Raw genomic sequence first — 14,807 nt, forward strand, 5'->3', positions numbered from 1 at the left:
TTTCAAGAAGATTTTTATAATGTTTTGGACAGGCCTTTCAGATAAGAAATAGCAAGAGCTTTGTCTTCAGGACTGAGGGCAGTGAAAAGCTCCAGACATTGAGCCTGATCCTCTGTTAATCCATTGCTGCTTCGGTCCGGTTCAAAGAAATCTGTAATGGAAATGCCGAATCCTGCGCACAATTTCTGCAGGGTAGGCAGAGAAGGCATGTTATGTTTGTTGATCATTGTACTTAGTGTTGAATATGCAATGCCGGATACTTTGGCAAGCTGGTAATAAGACCAGTTTCGTTCATCGCATAATTCCTAGATCCGGTCGAGCGGATTCAATTCTGTCATGTAACTCACCTCATAGTTGTTCTATTGTATAAAAAACTAGTGAAACTTATATATAATATAATAGCGAAATAGCTGTTAAGAGGAAAGATTATATTAAACGGCACAAATGCCACGCACATGCGATGATAATATGATAAATAGCATTTTTGTAATCTTTTTAATAAAAATACAGTTATTTGACTATAAAAAATCGTAAAAAAGTACTATAAATATAAATAAATGTAATAATATTAATAATTAAAATAAGTAATAAAATAAGTAATAAAAAACTGTCCCGGGCTGTGTGCCGGGACAGTCGTTGATTTGCGGTAAAATCCAGAAGTTCTGGTTATAAAAATCAGGTAAAGATGTTATTGTTTACAGATAAAATCATTTAAGAACAGTACCTGTTTTTTCAAGATATCCCTCTCTGGCGTGAGCAATATCTGTTATGATGGTACGTCTTCCCTCTCCCTTGCTGATGAAAGAAAGACCTGCCTGGATTTTGGGAAGCATGGAGCCTTTTGTAAACTGACCTTCTTCAATATATCTGGCAGCATCGGAAGGAGTAACAGTGTCAAGTAGTTCCTCATGATCAGTATCATGGTTCAGACCGACTTTTTCAACACTGGTAAGGATCAGGAGAGTATCGGCATTAAGGGATTCAGCAAGAAGACCGCTTGCGAGATCCTTTTCGATAATGGCACTGGCACCATGAAGATCTATACCCTGTTCCATAACCGGAATTCCGCCACCGCCGGCTGCAATGACAATCTGTCCTGCATCTGCAAGTGCACGGACTGTTTCAAGTTCAACAATACGCTGTGGCTGCGGTGCTGCAAGGATTCGGCGATACTGTCCTTCAGCTACTTCTGTAACGTAATTACCCTTATCTTCTTCTGCCTCTGCTTCCTCGGAAGTAAGAGTACGTCCGATAATTTTTTCAGGTTCTCCGAATGCATCATCATATGGATCAATAACTACCTGTGTAAGGATAGTAGCTACCGGTTTATAAATGCCTCTTGCAAGAAGTTCTGAACGAATTGAATTCTGCAGGTCATATCCGATGTAACCCTGACTCATGGCAGCACATACGGACATAGGTGCGAAAGTATAGTCAGGATGAGCCTTTCCGAATTCGTTCATAGCGGTATGAATCATACCAACCTGAGGTCCGTTGCTGTGGGAGATGACTACTCTGGTACCTTCCTCAACGAGGTCTGCAATAGCTTTTGCAGCTTCTTTTGTGGCAAGTTTCTGTTCTGGAAGTGTTGTGCCGAGGGCTTTGTGACCGAGAGCAACAACTACTGTTTTTTCGCTCATGTGGATTCCTCATTTCTTTTCGATTTAGAATATAACAATAATATACCTTATTATAAAAGAATAGGATAGGAATTGCAATAAAAACATAGGTTTCCAGATCCGGGAACAGGAAAAAACCGCCCTGGCAGGCGGTTTTCCTTAACTTTTTTGAGGGGGGAGATAGAGAGTGGTTATTCATCTATCCAAAATCTATTATATCCATGAAATGTGTGCAAAATGTGTACTGTTTCTAAAAGAAATCGAAAAAATTCTAAAGAAAAGTTTATAATTTCCACTTTTTATTACAGAATATCAATATGTTCCCCTGCAAGAGCCTTATTCATACTGCGCACGGCACAGAATTTACCGCACATACTGCAGGTATCACTGTGGTCATCTTCAGGAAGACGGTCATCGCGGATCGCTTTTGCAGTTTCCGGGTCCAGAGCACATTCAAACTGTGCATCCCAGTCAAGAACACGGCGCGCATCAGCCATTTTGTCATCAATATCTCTTGCGTGAGGAATTCCTTTTGCAATATCAGCGGCGTGGGCTGCGATTTTGGAAGCAATGATTCCCTGTTTTACATCATCTACATTTGGAAGTGCCAGATGTTCAGCTGGTGTTACATAGCACAGGAAAGCTGCCCCGTTCATTGCTGCAACGGCACCGCCGATAGCGGCTGTGATGTGATCATAGCCAGGAGCAATATCAGTAACAAGAGGTCCGAGTACATAGAAAGGAGCGCCCATGCAGATAGTCTGCTGAACTTTCATATTTGCGGCAACCTGATCAAGCGGAACATGTCCCGGTCCCTCTACCATAACCTGTACATTGTGATCCCATGCACGTTTTGTCAGTTCGCCGAGACGGACAAGCTCTTCAATCTGGCATACGTCTGTAGCATCAGCAAGGCAGCCTGGTCTGCAGGCATCACCAAGAGAAATGGTAACATCATGTTCTTCGCAGATATCAAGGATTTCATCAAAATATTCATAGAACGGGTTTTCTTCACCTGTCATACTCATCCACGCAAAGACAAGACTTCCACCGCGGCTGACAATGTTCATTTTACGTTTGTGTTTCCTGATCTGTTCAATGGTTTTGCGTGTGATTCCGCAGTGAAGAGTTACGAAATCCACACCGTCCTCTGCATGGAGACGGATAACATCGATAAAGTCTTTTGCAGTCAGTTCAGAAAGATCTCTCTGATAGTGGATAACACTGTCATAAACCGGTACAGTACCGATCATTGCAGGACACTCATGTGTGAGTTTCTGACGAAATGGCTGGGTATTTCCGTGACTGGACAGGTCCATGATGGCTTCAGCGCCGAGATCGACAGCCTTCATGACTTTCTGCATTTCAATATTATAATCTTTGCAGTCTCTGGATACGCCGAGATTCACATTGATCTTGGTGCGAAGCATGCTGCCGACACCTTCCGGATTCAGGCAGGTATGATGTTTATTTGCACAGATTGCAACTTTTCCTTCAGCTACCAGTTTCATAAGATTGTCTACAGGCATATGTTCTTTTTCTGCAACTGTTTTTATCTGTGGGGTTACGATACCTTTGCGTGCGGCATCCATCTGAGTAGTATAAGCAGTCATAATAAATCTCCTTTTCATTTGTATTTTATATAAAAAATTTGTTGCTGTTTTTTCCAAGAGTGTGGTCCATAGGACCGGAGCCCTGTCCAAGGTCAAGGCCTGCTTTCAGGGCATCTGTAATATATGCTTTGGCACGGCGGACAGAGTCTTCCAGTGAAAAACCTTTTGCCAGGTTTGCTGCAATGGCACTTGACAGAGTACAACCTGTTCCGTGAGTGTTGTGATTGTCCACACGCTCACCGTGGATCCAGAAAGATTTTCCTTCGGAATATAACAGGTCATTGGCATCCTCAATTCTGTGGCCTCCCTTCAGAAGGATTGAAGTATGGAACCGTTCGCTGAGTTCACGGGCTGCCATTTCCATAGAAGAAGCATCTGTGATCTTAAGACCGGTAAGCGCCTCTGCTTCAGGAATATTGGGTGTGATGATCTCTGCCAGAGGGAACAGTTCTGTCTGCAGAACTGTTTCGGCATCTTTCTGCATAAGTCTGTGACCGCTTGTAGATACCATGACCGGATCGAGGACAATATGTCCGGGACTGTATTTGCGAAGACCTGAGGCAATATGCCGCATGATCTCTGGAGAAGAAAGCATGCCGATTTTTACAGCATCCGGAAAAATATCTGTAAAAACACAGTCCATCTGCTGGTCGATAAATTCAGGTGAAGTTTCCTGAATTCCATATACACCGGTAGTATTCTGTGCAGTGAGAGCTGTGATCACGCTCATGGCATAGACGCCGTTCATGGTCATTGTCTTGATGTCTGCCTGGATTCCTGCACCACCGCTGGAATCACTTCCGGCAATTGTCAGAGCTGTTTTCATATTCAGATCCTTTCGAGAATAGTAAGAAACTGTGAAGCTGTACGGGTTTTGTCTGCCGAAGCATACAGGCCGCTGATAACTGCCGCACCGGAAATTCCTGTGCCGGTAAGATCCGGGAGATTATCAAGGCTGATTCCGCCAATGGCAACAACCGGAATATGTACAGCTGCGCAGATATTTTTCAGGGTTTCAGGAGAAAGACGGGAAACATTGGTTTTGGTTTTGCTTCCAAAAACTGCTCCACATCCGAGATAATCAGCACCGGCAGCTTCAGCAGCAAGTGCTTCTTCTACGTTATGGGCGCTTGCACCAATGATGAAGTCATGTCCCAGGATCTGCCGGGCTTTCTGGATGCCCATATCGGAAAGCCCTACGTGGACACCGGAAGCGCCTGTTTTCAGTGCAAGATCTGGCCTGTCATTGATAATAAGCGGAACATGATAACGGAAACAGAGTTCTTTTAACTGTTCAGCCTCATGGAGAATCTGTTCATCAGCTGCATTTTTCTCACGAAGCTGTATACAGGAAACACCGCCTTTCAGCAGTTCTTCTGTAACAGAATACAGTGTTTCGCCTTCTTTCAGCCATGAGCGGTCAGTGACCGCATATAATTTCAGTTGTTTGGGTGTTATCTGCATAAGTATTACGACCTTTCAAATATCTGTCCTTCTAAAGCATCTGTGAGGTATACATGGAAACTGCCGATGCCCTGGCTGTTTTTGTCAGTGCGTATTCCGGCATATTCTGCACTGTCTTTCCATATCTGCCCTGCAATGAGAGCAGCATCAAAAGGTTCAATACCGGTACCTGCAAAAAGTGCACAGAGAGCAGAAAGCATGCAGCCGCCACCGGTGATCCGGCGTATACGGGCATCTCCACCCGTGAGAAAAAGAGTCAGGCGGCCATCTGAAACAACATCAGAAGAACCAGTGATCAGAAACGTACATTGATAAAGTTTCGAGACATCAGAAGCCAGAGAACGGAGATCTTCCGGTGGAAGCCGGAGAGCACTTTCCACACCTGCGTGATCTGTGACAGAAAATCTGCCCGCTTTCATGGAATACAGAACAGCAGCTTCTTCCTGATTACATCGTACGATCGTCGGCTGTACAGACTCAAGAAGGTCTGCCAGAAGTTTTCGGCGAAAAGTACTGGCACCTGCACCGACAGGATCAAGAATGACCGGGTGTCCAAGCTGGTTGGCTTTTTTGCCGGCAAGGATACAGGCTCTGATGATTTTTTCATCAGGAACACCGGTATTAAGAAGTGTTCCATGACAGATGGAAGTGATTTCTTCCACTTCATCAGGATCGCGCGCCATGACTGCACTTCCGTCAGCGGCAAGAAGAATATTGGCAACGTCCCGCATGGTTACCGGATTGGTGAGGCAGTGAATCCGTGGATGAATAGTATGAAGAAGATTCAGTACATCTTTTTTCTGCATATGAGTTACCTCTTTACTGCATCTATTACATGGCTTTTTTCAAAGATACGCACAAGGATATAGGCAAGGATACTGCCTGTAAGTGTGGAGATGAAAAAAGGTATCATGTACACGGTAAAGCCGGCAGGTGCAAGCCCCATTACAAAACGTGCCACGGGATATGCGGCAAGTCCTCCGAGAATTCCTGTGCCGAGAGCTTCAGCAGTACAGGTCAGTTCCAGACGGCCCGTGAAATGACAGATCAGTCCGCAGCAGAGAGCACCGATCATACTGCCTGGGAAAGCGAGAAAACTCCCTATACCAAGAATATTTCTGATCAGGCTGGCGCAGAAAGCGATTGCCACACCCCACCAGGGACCAAGCATTACAGCTGCAAAAATATTAACCATATGCTGTACTGGTGCACATTTGCTTCCGGCGATCGGAACACTTATCATGCTTCCTGCAACAGCAACAGCAGTCAGAACACCGGCAGCAGCAAGCTTTTTGGTGGCATTATATGAGTTTGTCTGTGTCATTATAAATTTCCTTTCTTATAAAATTTGAAACACCTGAGAGGTGCGGGAACGAGGTTGTTGACAACAAAAAGAGGCACCACAGGGGTACCTCTCTGAAAATTTCGGTATTTCCCTACGTTGGCATTATCCAAATCAGGTTATGGGTCGAAACCACTCAGTTTCCTCTCAGCCGGCTTCAGCCAGCTCCCCGTTTCATGTTTGACATATTCATTATATGATTTCTGAGAATATTTGGCAAGTGGATTTTTTATGTAACTGCCGGCCTGTCATTGAAAACATGTTTTGATTGTGCTATCCTATAATGGAATATGCCCAAGGGCGAAAAGGAGTAAAAAATATGAAAGTATCATCATTATTGGAAGGTCTGGAATATACCTGCTGTCAGGGCAGTGTGGAACAGGAAGTAAGTTCCGTTGTGTATGATTCACGTAAAGCAGAAGAAAATTCCCTGTTTATCTGTATCAGGGGTGCTGTAGTTGACGGCCACAAATTTGTATCTGATGTAGTGGCAAAAGGTGCAAAAACACTGGTTGTTGAAGAAAAAGTAGAAGTTCCTTCAGATGTTACGGTCATTCTGGTGAAGGATACCCGCTATGCAATGGCATTTATATCAGCTGCATATTTCGGGCATCCTGCACGGAAACTCAAAACAATCGGAATTACCGGAACAAAAGGCAAAACAACAACAACTTATATGGTAAAATCAATCCTTGAAAATGCAGGATATAAAGTTGGTCTGATCGGAACTATTGAGGCGATCATCGGAGACGAAGTGATACCGGCTTCAAATACAACACCGGAATCCTATGTGATCCAGCAGTATTTCCGCAAAATGGTTGATGCAGGCTGTGATTGTGTTGTTATGGAAGTTTCTTCTCAGGGCCTTATGCTTCACAGAACACAGGGATTTGTGTTTGATTACGGTATTTTTACCAATATTGAACCTGATCATATAGGACCAAATGAACACAAAGATTTTGACCATTATCTGGCATGTAAGTCCATGCTTCTTCGCCAGTGCAAAGTGGGAATTGTAAACAGAGATGATGAACATTTTGACAGGATCATTGAAGGACATACATGTCAGCTTGAGACATATGGATTTTCACCCGAAGCGGATCTCAGGGCAGAAGATGCACATATGACAGGCGGAAAAGGATATCTGGGAATCTATTACCACGTAAAAGGACTCATGGATTTCCCTGTGGAAATTGATATTCCGGGCAAATTCAGCATTTATAATTCACTGACCGCTATTGCGATATGCAGACACTTTAAAGTATCTCAGGAAAATATCATCAAGGCTCTGAAGGTTGCAAGAGTCAAGGGCAGAATTGAAATGGTAAAAGTCTCCGACGAGTTTACTCTTATGATTGATTATGCACACAATGCGATGGCTCTGGAAAGTCTTCTGACTACACTGCGGGAATATAATCCACACAGACTGGTCTGCCTTTTTGGATGTGGTGGTAATCGTGCAAAATCCCGCCGTTATGAGATGGGAGAAGTTTCAGGGCGTCTGGCAGATCTTACCATTATTACCTCGGATAATCCAAGATTTGAAGAGCCTCAGGCAATTATAGATGATATTAAAGAAGGAATTGCGAAGACAAGCGGTAAATATGTGGAAATCTGTGACCGCAAAGATGCAATTGCCTATGCGATCCATCATGGAGAACCAGGGGATATTATAGTTCTGGCTGGTAAAGGACATGAAGATTACCAGGAGATCAAAGGAAAGAAGTATCCTATGGATGAGAGAGTCCTGATCGCCGAAATCCTTGAGGAGGACAAAGAGAGAGCAGAACAATGATTTATGCGGATATCATTGTGGATATATCCCACGAAAAACTGGACCGCAGTTTCCAGTATCTTGTTCCGGAGGAACTGGAACAGGAGATACGGATCGGGATGGTTGTTACAATCCCGTTTGGTAATGGCAACCGTGAGAGAAAGGGGTATGTGATCGGACTTTCCGATACACCCAGGTTTGATGTTTTCAGAATCAAGAAACTGAAGGGACTGTGCAGCAGCGAGGAAACAACAGAAGAGAAACTTATCAGTCTGGCAGCCTGGATGAGAGAACGATACGGTTCTACAATGGCACAGGCACTGAAAACAGTTCTTCCGGTCCGGGAAAAAGTCAAGGCACGATCCAGGCGACAGATATTTCTGAACATTCCGATGGAAAAAGCGCAGCAGATACTCTGCAATCTTGAAAAAAGCCGTTGTAAGGCAAGAGCCCGGCTTCTGAAAGCTCTTCTTGAAGAAAACCCTCTGGATTATACCAGAGCAGCCAGAGATCTTGGCATTAATGCTGCTGTGGTGAAGCCGCTTATTGACCAGGAAGTGATAAGAATCAGGGAAGATGAGGTCTACCGTATGTCAGTAGATGGAAGTTCTATTCCAAGAAAAGAACTTTCCAGCCTGACAGAGCAGCAGAAACATGCACTGGATCAGATCCATGAAGAGTGGAGCAGAGAGATGCCAAGGCCTGTTCTGATCCATGGAGTTACCGGAAGTGGAAAAACCCAGGTTTATATGAAACTGATCCAGGAAGTGGTGCAAAAAGGAAAACAGGTTATTGTTCTGGTTCCGGAAATTGCTCTTACCTATCAGACTGTACGCCGTTTTTACGGCTGGTTCGGAGATAAGGTTTCCGTACTGAATTCCCGCCTTTCATCAGGAGAACGTTATGATCAGTTCAAAAGAGCAAAACTGGGGGAAATTCAGATCATGGTAGGACCACGTTCGGCACTTTTTACTCCTTTTTCCAATCTGGGACTGATCATTATTGATGAAGAACATGAACAGACTTACAAAAGTGAAACGAGTCCGAGATATCATGCCAGAGAAACTGCGATTCACAGGGCTGAAGCAGAAAATGCCAGAGTAGTTCTGGGATCTGCGACTCCGTCGCTTGAGGCATACAGCAGAGCAATGTCTGGTGAGTATGCACTTGTAAAAATGATTTCCCGTTATGAAGACAGACCGCTTCCGAAGGTAACAGTGACCGATATGAGGGAAGAACTGAAAAGCGGCAACAGATCTGTGCTTGGGAGAACGTTGAAAGAGGCTGTTGAAAAGCGGCTGGAGGCACATCAGCAGACAATATTGTTTCTGAACAGAAGAGGCTATGCCGGTTTTGTGTCCTGCCGGTCCTGCGGCGAAGCAATGAAATGTCCGCACTGTGATGTGGCGCTGACAGAGCATAATAATGGAAGACTGGTCTGTCATTACTGCGGGTATGAACAGCCGATGGTGGATAAATGTCCGTCATGTGGATCTCCGTATATCGGAGGATTCAAAGCAGGTACACAGCAGATTGAACAGGTGCTCCATAAGAATTTTCCAGCAGCACGTGTGCTGAGAATGGATTATGATACAACGAGAGCAAAAGGAAGTTATGAAAAAATACTGTCTGCATTTGCAGCTCATGAGGCAGATATTCTTGTGGGTACCCAGATGATCGTAAAGGGACATGATTTCCCTGATGTAACGCTGGTTGGAGCAGTTGCAGCAGATCTCTCACTGAATGCGGCAGATTATCGTTGTGCAGAGAGAACATTTCAGCTGCTGACACAGGCCGTGGGCCGTTCGGGAAGAGGAAATACAGAAGGTGAAGCAGTTATTCAGACTTATCATCCGGAACATTACAGTATCCGGGCGGCAGCAGCACAGGATTATGAGATGTTTTATCAGGAAGAAATGGCGTACCGCCTGCTGATGGATTATCCGCCTGCGGCACATATGCTTGCAGTCCTTGCGTCGGCAGAGGAGGAAGAACTTTTGAATCAGGGAATGGAGTACATGGCCAAATTTGTCAGAAGAATTGGAGAAAAATACCGGCTTCATGTGATTGGCCCCGCATATGCTTCCGTAGGAAAGATAAATGATATTTATCACAAAGTTCTTTATATGAAACACAGTGATCCGCAAGTCCTTATGGATATAAAAACCAAAACAGAAAAATACATTGAAGTAAATTCCGGTTTTCGGAAAATATATATACAGATGGATTATAATTAACAGAAGATAACAGGTAATTACAGAAAGGAAGAATAAAAATGGCACTCAGAACAATCCGTACAGAAGAAGATCCGGTACTGCGCAAGATCAGTAAACCGGTAAAAGAGGTGACACCAAAGATCGTGACACTTATAGATGACATGCTGGATACCATGTATGAAGCTATGGGAGTAGGTCTTGCAGCACCTCAGGTGGGAATCCTGAAACGTATCGTAGTTATTGATATCGGAGAAGGCCCGATCGTTCTCATTAATCCTGAAATTCTGGAAACTTCAGGAGAACAGACAGGTGATGAAGGCTGTTTAAGTGTACCGGGAATGGCAGGACAGGTCACAAGACCAAATTATGTCAAAGTAAAGGCCATGGATGAAGAAATGAACGAAATAATATATGAAGGAACAGAACTTCTTGCCAGAGCATTCTGCCATGAGATCGATCACCTTGACGGTAAAATGTACACAGATCTGGTAGAGGGAGAACTTCATAGAACTAATTATGATGAAGATGATTATGAAGAATGATCGTTACTGTTCACAGGTAATATCCCGCGAGGTGTTTTGCCATGAATATGGCAAAATCCCGAGACATACGGGGCAAAATCCCATCACCGAAGGTGATTTGGAATGGATTTTGACCAAGTTGCTGTGAACGGAGTGAACAGTAACGAATGATCATTTCACGGAAAGAGGAGCAGATAATATATGAAAATTGTTTATATGGGAACACCCGATTTCGCAGTGCCGCCACTGGCTGCGCTTGTAGAAAACGGTTATGAAGTGACAGCTGTGATAACACAGCCGGATAAGCCCAAAGGAAGAGGCAAGACTCTTATGCCGACACCTGTAAAAGAAGAAGCACTGAAACATGAAATTCCGGTATATCAGCCGGCAAAAGTCCGTGATCCGGAATTTTTGGAAACACTGCAGAAACTTGAACCGGATATGATTATTGTTGCAGCTTTCGGACAGATCATCCCGAAGGTGATCCTGGATATGCCCAAATATGGCTGTATCAATATCCACGCATCCCTTCTCCCTAAGTATCGGGGGGCGGCTCCGATCCAGCAGGCAGTTATTGACGGAGAAAAAGAATCCGGAGTTACTATCATGAAGATGGGAACAGGACTGGATACGGGAGATATGATCTCTCAGGCTGTTGTAAAACTGAGAGAAGATGAGACTGGAGGAAGTCTTTTTGACAGACTTGCAGAGACAGGCGCGGAACTTCTGGTCAGAACAATTCCTTCTATAGAAAATGGAACCGCTGTCTATACAAAACAACCGGAAGAAAGTCCGACACCTTATGCAGCCATGATCACCAAGCAGATGGGGCTTCTTGATTTTTCCAAAAGTGCGGTTGTGCTTGAAAGACTGGTCAGGGGAATGAATCCGTGGCCAAGTGCCTACACATTTCTTAATAATAAAACACTTAAGGTATGGAAATGCTCTGTAGAGAGTGGATCATGTGGAAAAGATGTACCGGGAACGATAACAGATGTGGATAAAAAGGGAATTCATGTGGCATGTGGTGAAGGCACTCTGATTCTCGAAGAAGTTCAGCTGGAAGGCAAAAAGAGAATGGAGACAGATGCTTTTCTCAGAGGATATCATGTAACGGCAGGGACAGTACTGAAAGATCATAAGGAGTGATGAAATGGGTTACGGATATGGATATGGATTTTACGGATTTGATCCGACTTACATTCTTCTTGTAATAGGAATGCTTCTTTCACTTGCTGCATCAGCAAAACTCAAAAGTACGTTTGCTCAGTATCGGCGGGTACGCAGTGCATCAGGACTTACAGGAGAGCAGGCTGCAAGAAGAATTCTTATGGCAGCGGGAATCACAGATGTGGCAGTAAGATCAATTCCAGGAAGCCTTACGGACCATTATGATCCAAGAACCAGGACGGTAAATCTGTCTCAGGACAGTTACGGTCAGACATCTCTGGCAGCAGTTGGTGTTGCTGCGCATGAGTGCGGTCATGCAATTCAGCATGCGACTAACTATGCACCGCTGGATTTCAGAAGTGCGCTGGTGCCTGTGGCAAATTTTGGAAGTAATCTTTCCTGGCCGATTTTTATCATCGGTCTGTTTGCTGGCCTCCGGCCTCTTACAACTGCGGGTATAGTCCTTTTTTCACTGGCAGTTCTTTTTCAGCTTGTGACATTGCCAGTAGAAATCAATGCTTCCTCAAGAGCGCTGAAAATGCTTCAGAGTACGGGAATTCTTGGCAGTGATGAGACAAAAGGCGCCCGGAAAGTTCTTACAGCGGCAGCAATGACCTATGTGGCAGCACTTGCAGCTTCTATTTTGCAGCTTCTGAGGCTGGTGATTCTTGCAGGAGGAAGAAGACGTGATGACTAATGGTATTAATACAAGAGAGATGATTCTGGAAATCCTTCTCCAGATCGAAGAAGAGGGTGAGCACAGCCATATTGCCATCAGAAATGCATTATCCAAGTATCAGTTCCTGCCGAAACAGGAGAGGGCTTTTGTGACCAGAGTTTGTGAGGGAACACTGGAATACAGGATAACAATTGATTATATTATAGATTCTTTTTCAAAAATAACAGTAGATAAGATGAAACCGCCGATCAGGGAAATCCTGAGAAGTGCGGTTTATCAGCTGAGATACATGGATCGTGTGCCGGACAGTGCTGTCTGTAATGAAGCAGTGAAACTTGCACAGAAAAAAGGCTTTTACAATCTGAAACCTTTTGTAAACGGAGTACTGAGAACAATTGCGAGGCAGATGGGTGAGCTGGAATATCCTTCAAAAGAAGAAAATCTGATCCGCTATCTTTCTGTCAGGTATTCCATGCCGGAGGAACTTGTAGAACGGTGGCTGAAAGATTATGGTGAGGAAACAACAGAGAAAATGCTGGCCGATTTCCTGACAGAAAAACCTACCACAGTCAGATGCCGTACATATCTGAATTCCGTGAAAGATACCTGTGAGAGCCTGAAGAATCAGGGTGTTAAGGTTGAACCGGCTCCATATCTTCCGTATGCTCTCAGAATTTCAGATTATAATCACATTCTTGCGCTGGATGCATTTATTCAGGGGAAAATTATCGTACAGGATGTAAGCTCCATGTTAGTGGGAGAAATCGCCAATCCGAAAAAAGGTGATTACATTATTGATATGTGTGCGGCACCTGGAGGGAAAAGCCTCCACATGGGTGATAAAATGGAAGGTTTTGGAACTGTTGATGCCAGAGATGTCAGCCAGTATAAAGTAAATCTCATAGAGGAAAATATTCAGAGGACAAATTCAATCAATGTCCAGGCAAAGGTTCAGGATGCAACGATCTTTGATGTGGAATCTGAATGCAGGGCAGATATTGTTCTGGCAGATGTTCCGTGTTCAGGATACGGAGTTATAGGAAGAAAGCCGGAGATCAAATATCGTTCTACTGCACAGAAAGAAGAAGAACTTGTGATCCTTCAGAGAAATATCCTGGATAAAGCAGCAGAATATGTGAAACCGAGAGGTGTGCTGATTTTCAGCACCTGTACCATTGCAAAAGAAGAAAATGAAGAGAATATGATGTGGTTTATGAATAATCATCCGTTTAAGCTTGAAAGTATCGATCAGTTTATTCCGGAAGAACTTCGTTCCGAGACTACAGGACTTGGATATCTTCAGCTTCTTCCCGGTGTTCATGGAACAGACGGTTTCTTTATAGCAAAATTCAGAAGGAAATAAATATGACAGATATTAAATCAATGAACCTGGAAGAGCTGAAAGAGCTTATGGTAAATATCGGTGAGAAACCGTTTCGTGCAAAACAGATCTACAGCTGGCTTCATGAACATCTGGTTACTTCTTACGATGAAATGAACAATCTGCCAAAAGGACTGAAACAGAAACTCGAGAAAGATTATCCCATCACGGTTCTGGAAGCACTGGATGTACAGATTTCAAAGATTGACGGAACAAGAAAATATCTTTTTCGGCTGGCTGACGGGAATATGATCGAAAGTGTTCTTATGAAATATAAGCACGGGAATTCAGTTTGTATTTCTTCACAGGCAGGCTGCAGAATGGGATGCAGATTCTGCGCTTCCACAATTGGCGGCCTGACAAGAAATCTTCTTCCTTCAGAAATGTTGGATCAGATTTACAGAATACAGGTTTCTACAGGCGAGCGGGTTTCCAATGTTGTTGTGATGGGAACCGGAGAACCACTGGATAATTACGATAACCTTCTGCAATTCATCCATATACTGACTGAAGATGGAGGTATTCATATCAGTCAGAGAAATCTTACAGTTTCTACCTGCGGGCTTGTACCGAAAATTTATGAGCTGGCTGAGGAAAAACTTCAGATGACACTTGCTGTTTCCCTGCATGCGCCAAATGATGAAAAAAGACGTGAACTTATGCCGATTGCCAATAAATATTCCATAGATGAACTTTTGGAAGCATGCAGGCATTATTTCAGAAAAACAGGGCGCAGGATCACTTTTGAATACAGTCTTGTTGCAGGAGTAAATGACAGCAGAGAAAATGCCATGGAGCTTGCTGACCGGCTTAAGGGACTTAACTGCCATGTAAATCTGATTCCGGTGAATCCTGTGAGGGAGCGTTCTTTTGTGCGTTCAACCCGCCAGGCAGTAGAGAATTTCAAAATAAATCTTGAAAAATGTGGAATAAATGGTACTATTAGAAGGGAAATGGGCAGCGATATAGACGGTGCCTGTGGTCAGTTAAGAAAAAGATACATGGAAAAAACAGAAAGTGAGAAGTGA

General features: G+C 43.9%; 13 protein-coding genes, 1 pseudogene and 1 riboswitch. Of the genes and pseudogenes, 7 read left to right on the top strand and 7 right to left on the bottom strand.

What is annotated here, in order from left to right; translation table 11 throughout:
- Positions 1–14 precede the first annotated feature (14 nt).
- The 7 genes and pseudogenes from ACTNB8_RS04870 to thiW all read right to left on the bottom strand — a co-directional run.
- Positions 15–293: pseudogene (locus tag ACTNB8_RS04870) on the bottom strand (helix-turn-helix domain-containing protein); the annotation flags it as partial.
- A gap of 414 nt (positions 294–707) precedes the next feature.
- Positions 708–1,640, bottom strand: coding sequence for a carbamate kinase (gene arcC / locus ACTNB8_RS04875; RefSeq protein ID WP_441052765.1), 933 nt, complete (start codon positions 1,638–1,640; stop codon positions 708–710).
- Between the two features lie 281 nt (positions 1,641–1,921).
- Positions 1,922–3,232, bottom strand: coding sequence for a phosphomethylpyrimidine synthase ThiC (gene thiC / locus ACTNB8_RS04880; RefSeq protein ID WP_441052767.1), 1,311 nt, complete (start codon positions 3,230–3,232; stop codon positions 1,922–1,924).
- 25 nt (positions 3,233–3,257) lie between these two features.
- On the bottom strand, positions 3,258–4,058 hold the full coding sequence (gene thiD, locus ACTNB8_RS04885) for a bifunctional hydroxymethylpyrimidine kinase/phosphomethylpyrimidine kinase (protein ID WP_441052769.1): 801 nt from the start codon (positions 4,056–4,058) through the stop codon (positions 3,258–3,260).
- A gap of 2 nt (positions 4,059–4,060) precedes the next feature.
- On the bottom strand, positions 4,061–4,696 hold the full coding sequence (gene thiE / locus ACTNB8_RS04890; RefSeq protein ID WP_441052771.1) for a thiamine phosphate synthase: 636 nt from the start codon (positions 4,694–4,696) through the stop codon (positions 4,061–4,063).
- Between the two features lie 5 nt (positions 4,697–4,701).
- Complete coding sequence (locus ACTNB8_RS04895) at positions 4,702–5,502, bottom strand: hydroxyethylthiazole kinase (RefSeq protein WP_441052773.1); 801 nt, start codon at positions 5,500–5,502, stop codon at positions 4,702–4,704.
- Between the two features lie 5 nt (positions 5,503–5,507).
- Positions 5,508–6,020, bottom strand: coding sequence for an energy coupling factor transporter S component ThiW (gene thiW, locus ACTNB8_RS04900; RefSeq protein ID WP_441052774.1), 513 nt, complete (start codon positions 6,018–6,020; stop codon positions 5,508–5,510).
- Between the two features lie 91 nt (positions 6,021–6,111).
- Positions 6,112–6,220, bottom strand: a riboswitch (TPP riboswitch).
- 137 nt (positions 6,221–6,357) lie between these two features.
- Here thiW and ACTNB8_RS04905 point away from each other — a divergent pair.
- The 7 genes from ACTNB8_RS04905 to rlmN all read left to right on the top strand — a co-directional run bounded on the left by ACTNB8_RS04905 (position 6,358) and on the right by rlmN (position 14,807).
- On the top strand, positions 6,358–7,833 hold the full coding sequence (locus tag ACTNB8_RS04905; protein WP_441052776.1) for a UDP-N-acetylmuramoyl-L-alanyl-D-glutamate--2,6-diaminopimelate ligase: 1,476 nt from the start codon (positions 6,358–6,360) through the stop codon (positions 7,831–7,833).
- A complete protein-coding gene (gene priA, locus ACTNB8_RS04910) occupies positions 7,830–10,049 on the top strand; it encodes a replication restart helicase PriA (RefSeq protein ID WP_441052778.1) in 2,220 nt (739 codons plus the stop codon). Before ACTNB8_RS04905 ends, priA begins: the two co-directional genes overlap by 4 nt.
- 38 nt (positions 10,050–10,087) lie before the next feature.
- Positions 10,088–10,570: a peptide deformylase gene (gene def, locus ACTNB8_RS04915; protein ID WP_441052780.1), complete on the top strand. Its 483-nt coding sequence runs from the start codon at positions 10,088–10,090 to the stop codon at positions 10,568–10,570.
- A gap of 180 nt (positions 10,571–10,750) precedes the next feature.
- Complete coding sequence (fmt, locus tag ACTNB8_RS04920; protein WP_441052782.1) at positions 10,751–11,698, top strand: methionyl-tRNA formyltransferase; 948 nt, start codon at positions 10,751–10,753, stop codon at positions 11,696–11,698.
- 4 nt (positions 11,699–11,702) lie between these two features.
- Positions 11,703–12,416 (top strand): zinc metallopeptidase, encoded by a 714-nt coding sequence (locus tag ACTNB8_RS04925; protein ID WP_441052784.1) that lies wholly within the window; start codon positions 11,703–11,705, stop codon positions 12,414–12,416.
- Entirely contained in the window at positions 12,409–13,761 is a 1,353-nt protein-coding gene (gene rsmB / locus ACTNB8_RS04930) for a 16S rRNA (cytosine(967)-C(5))-methyltransferase RsmB (protein WP_441052786.1), read from the top strand. Before ACTNB8_RS04925 ends, rsmB begins: the two co-directional genes overlap by 8 nt.
- A gap of 2 nt (positions 13,762–13,763) precedes the next feature.
- Entirely contained in the window at positions 13,764–14,807 is a 1,044-nt protein-coding gene (gene rlmN / locus ACTNB8_RS04935; protein WP_441052788.1) for a 23S rRNA (adenine(2503)-C(2))-methyltransferase RlmN, read from the top strand.

The sequence above is a fragment of the Blautia sp. HCP28S3_G10 genome (assembly GCF_052065235.1).
Classification (GTDB): domain Bacteria; phylum Bacillota; class Clostridia; order Lachnospirales; family Lachnospiraceae; genus Blautia_A.

What these genes read in the sequence shown, in the direction of transcription:
- arcC (WP_441052765.1), bottom strand. Translation starts at nt 1,640, where the DNA reads ATGAGCGAAAAAACAGTAGTTGTTGCTCTCGGTCACAAAGCCCTCGGC.
- thiC (WP_441052767.1), bottom strand. Translation starts at nt 3,232, where the DNA reads ATGACTGCTTATACTACTCAGATGGATGCCGCACGCAAAGGTATCGTA.
- thiD (WP_441052769.1), bottom strand. Translation starts at nt 4,058, where the DNA reads ATGAAAACAGCTCTGACAATTGCCGGAAGTGATTCCAGCGGTGGTGCA.
- thiE (WP_441052771.1), bottom strand. Translation starts at nt 4,696, where the DNA reads ATGCAGATAACACCCAAACAACTGAAATTATATGCGGTCACTGACCGC.
- ACTNB8_RS04895 (WP_441052773.1), bottom strand. Translation starts at nt 5,502, where the DNA reads ATGCAGAAAAAAGATGTACTGAATCTTCTTCATACTATTCATCCACGG.
- thiW (WP_441052774.1), bottom strand. Translation starts at nt 6,020, where the DNA reads ATGACACAGACAAACTCATATAATGCCACCAAAAAGCTTGCTGCTGCC.
- ACTNB8_RS04905 (WP_441052776.1), top strand. Translation starts at nt 6,358, where the DNA reads ATGAAAGTATCATCATTATTGGAAGGTCTGGAATATACCTGCTGTCAG.
- priA (WP_441052778.1), top strand. Translation starts at nt 7,830, where the DNA reads ATGATTTATGCGGATATCATTGTGGATATATCCCACGAAAAACTGGAC.
- def (WP_441052780.1), top strand. Translation starts at nt 10,088, where the DNA reads ATGGCACTCAGAACAATCCGTACAGAAGAAGATCCGGTACTGCGCAAG.
- fmt (WP_441052782.1), top strand. Translation starts at nt 10,751, where the DNA reads ATGAAAATTGTTTATATGGGAACACCCGATTTCGCAGTGCCGCCACTG.
- ACTNB8_RS04925 (WP_441052784.1), top strand. Translation starts at nt 11,703, where the DNA reads ATGGGTTACGGATATGGATATGGATTTTACGGATTTGATCCGACTTAC.
- rsmB (WP_441052786.1), top strand. Translation starts at nt 12,409, where the DNA reads ATGACTAATGGTATTAATACAAGAGAGATGATTCTGGAAATCCTTCTC.
- rlmN (WP_441052788.1), top strand. Translation starts at nt 13,764, where the DNA reads ATGACAGATATTAAATCAATGAACCTGGAAGAGCTGAAAGAGCTTATG.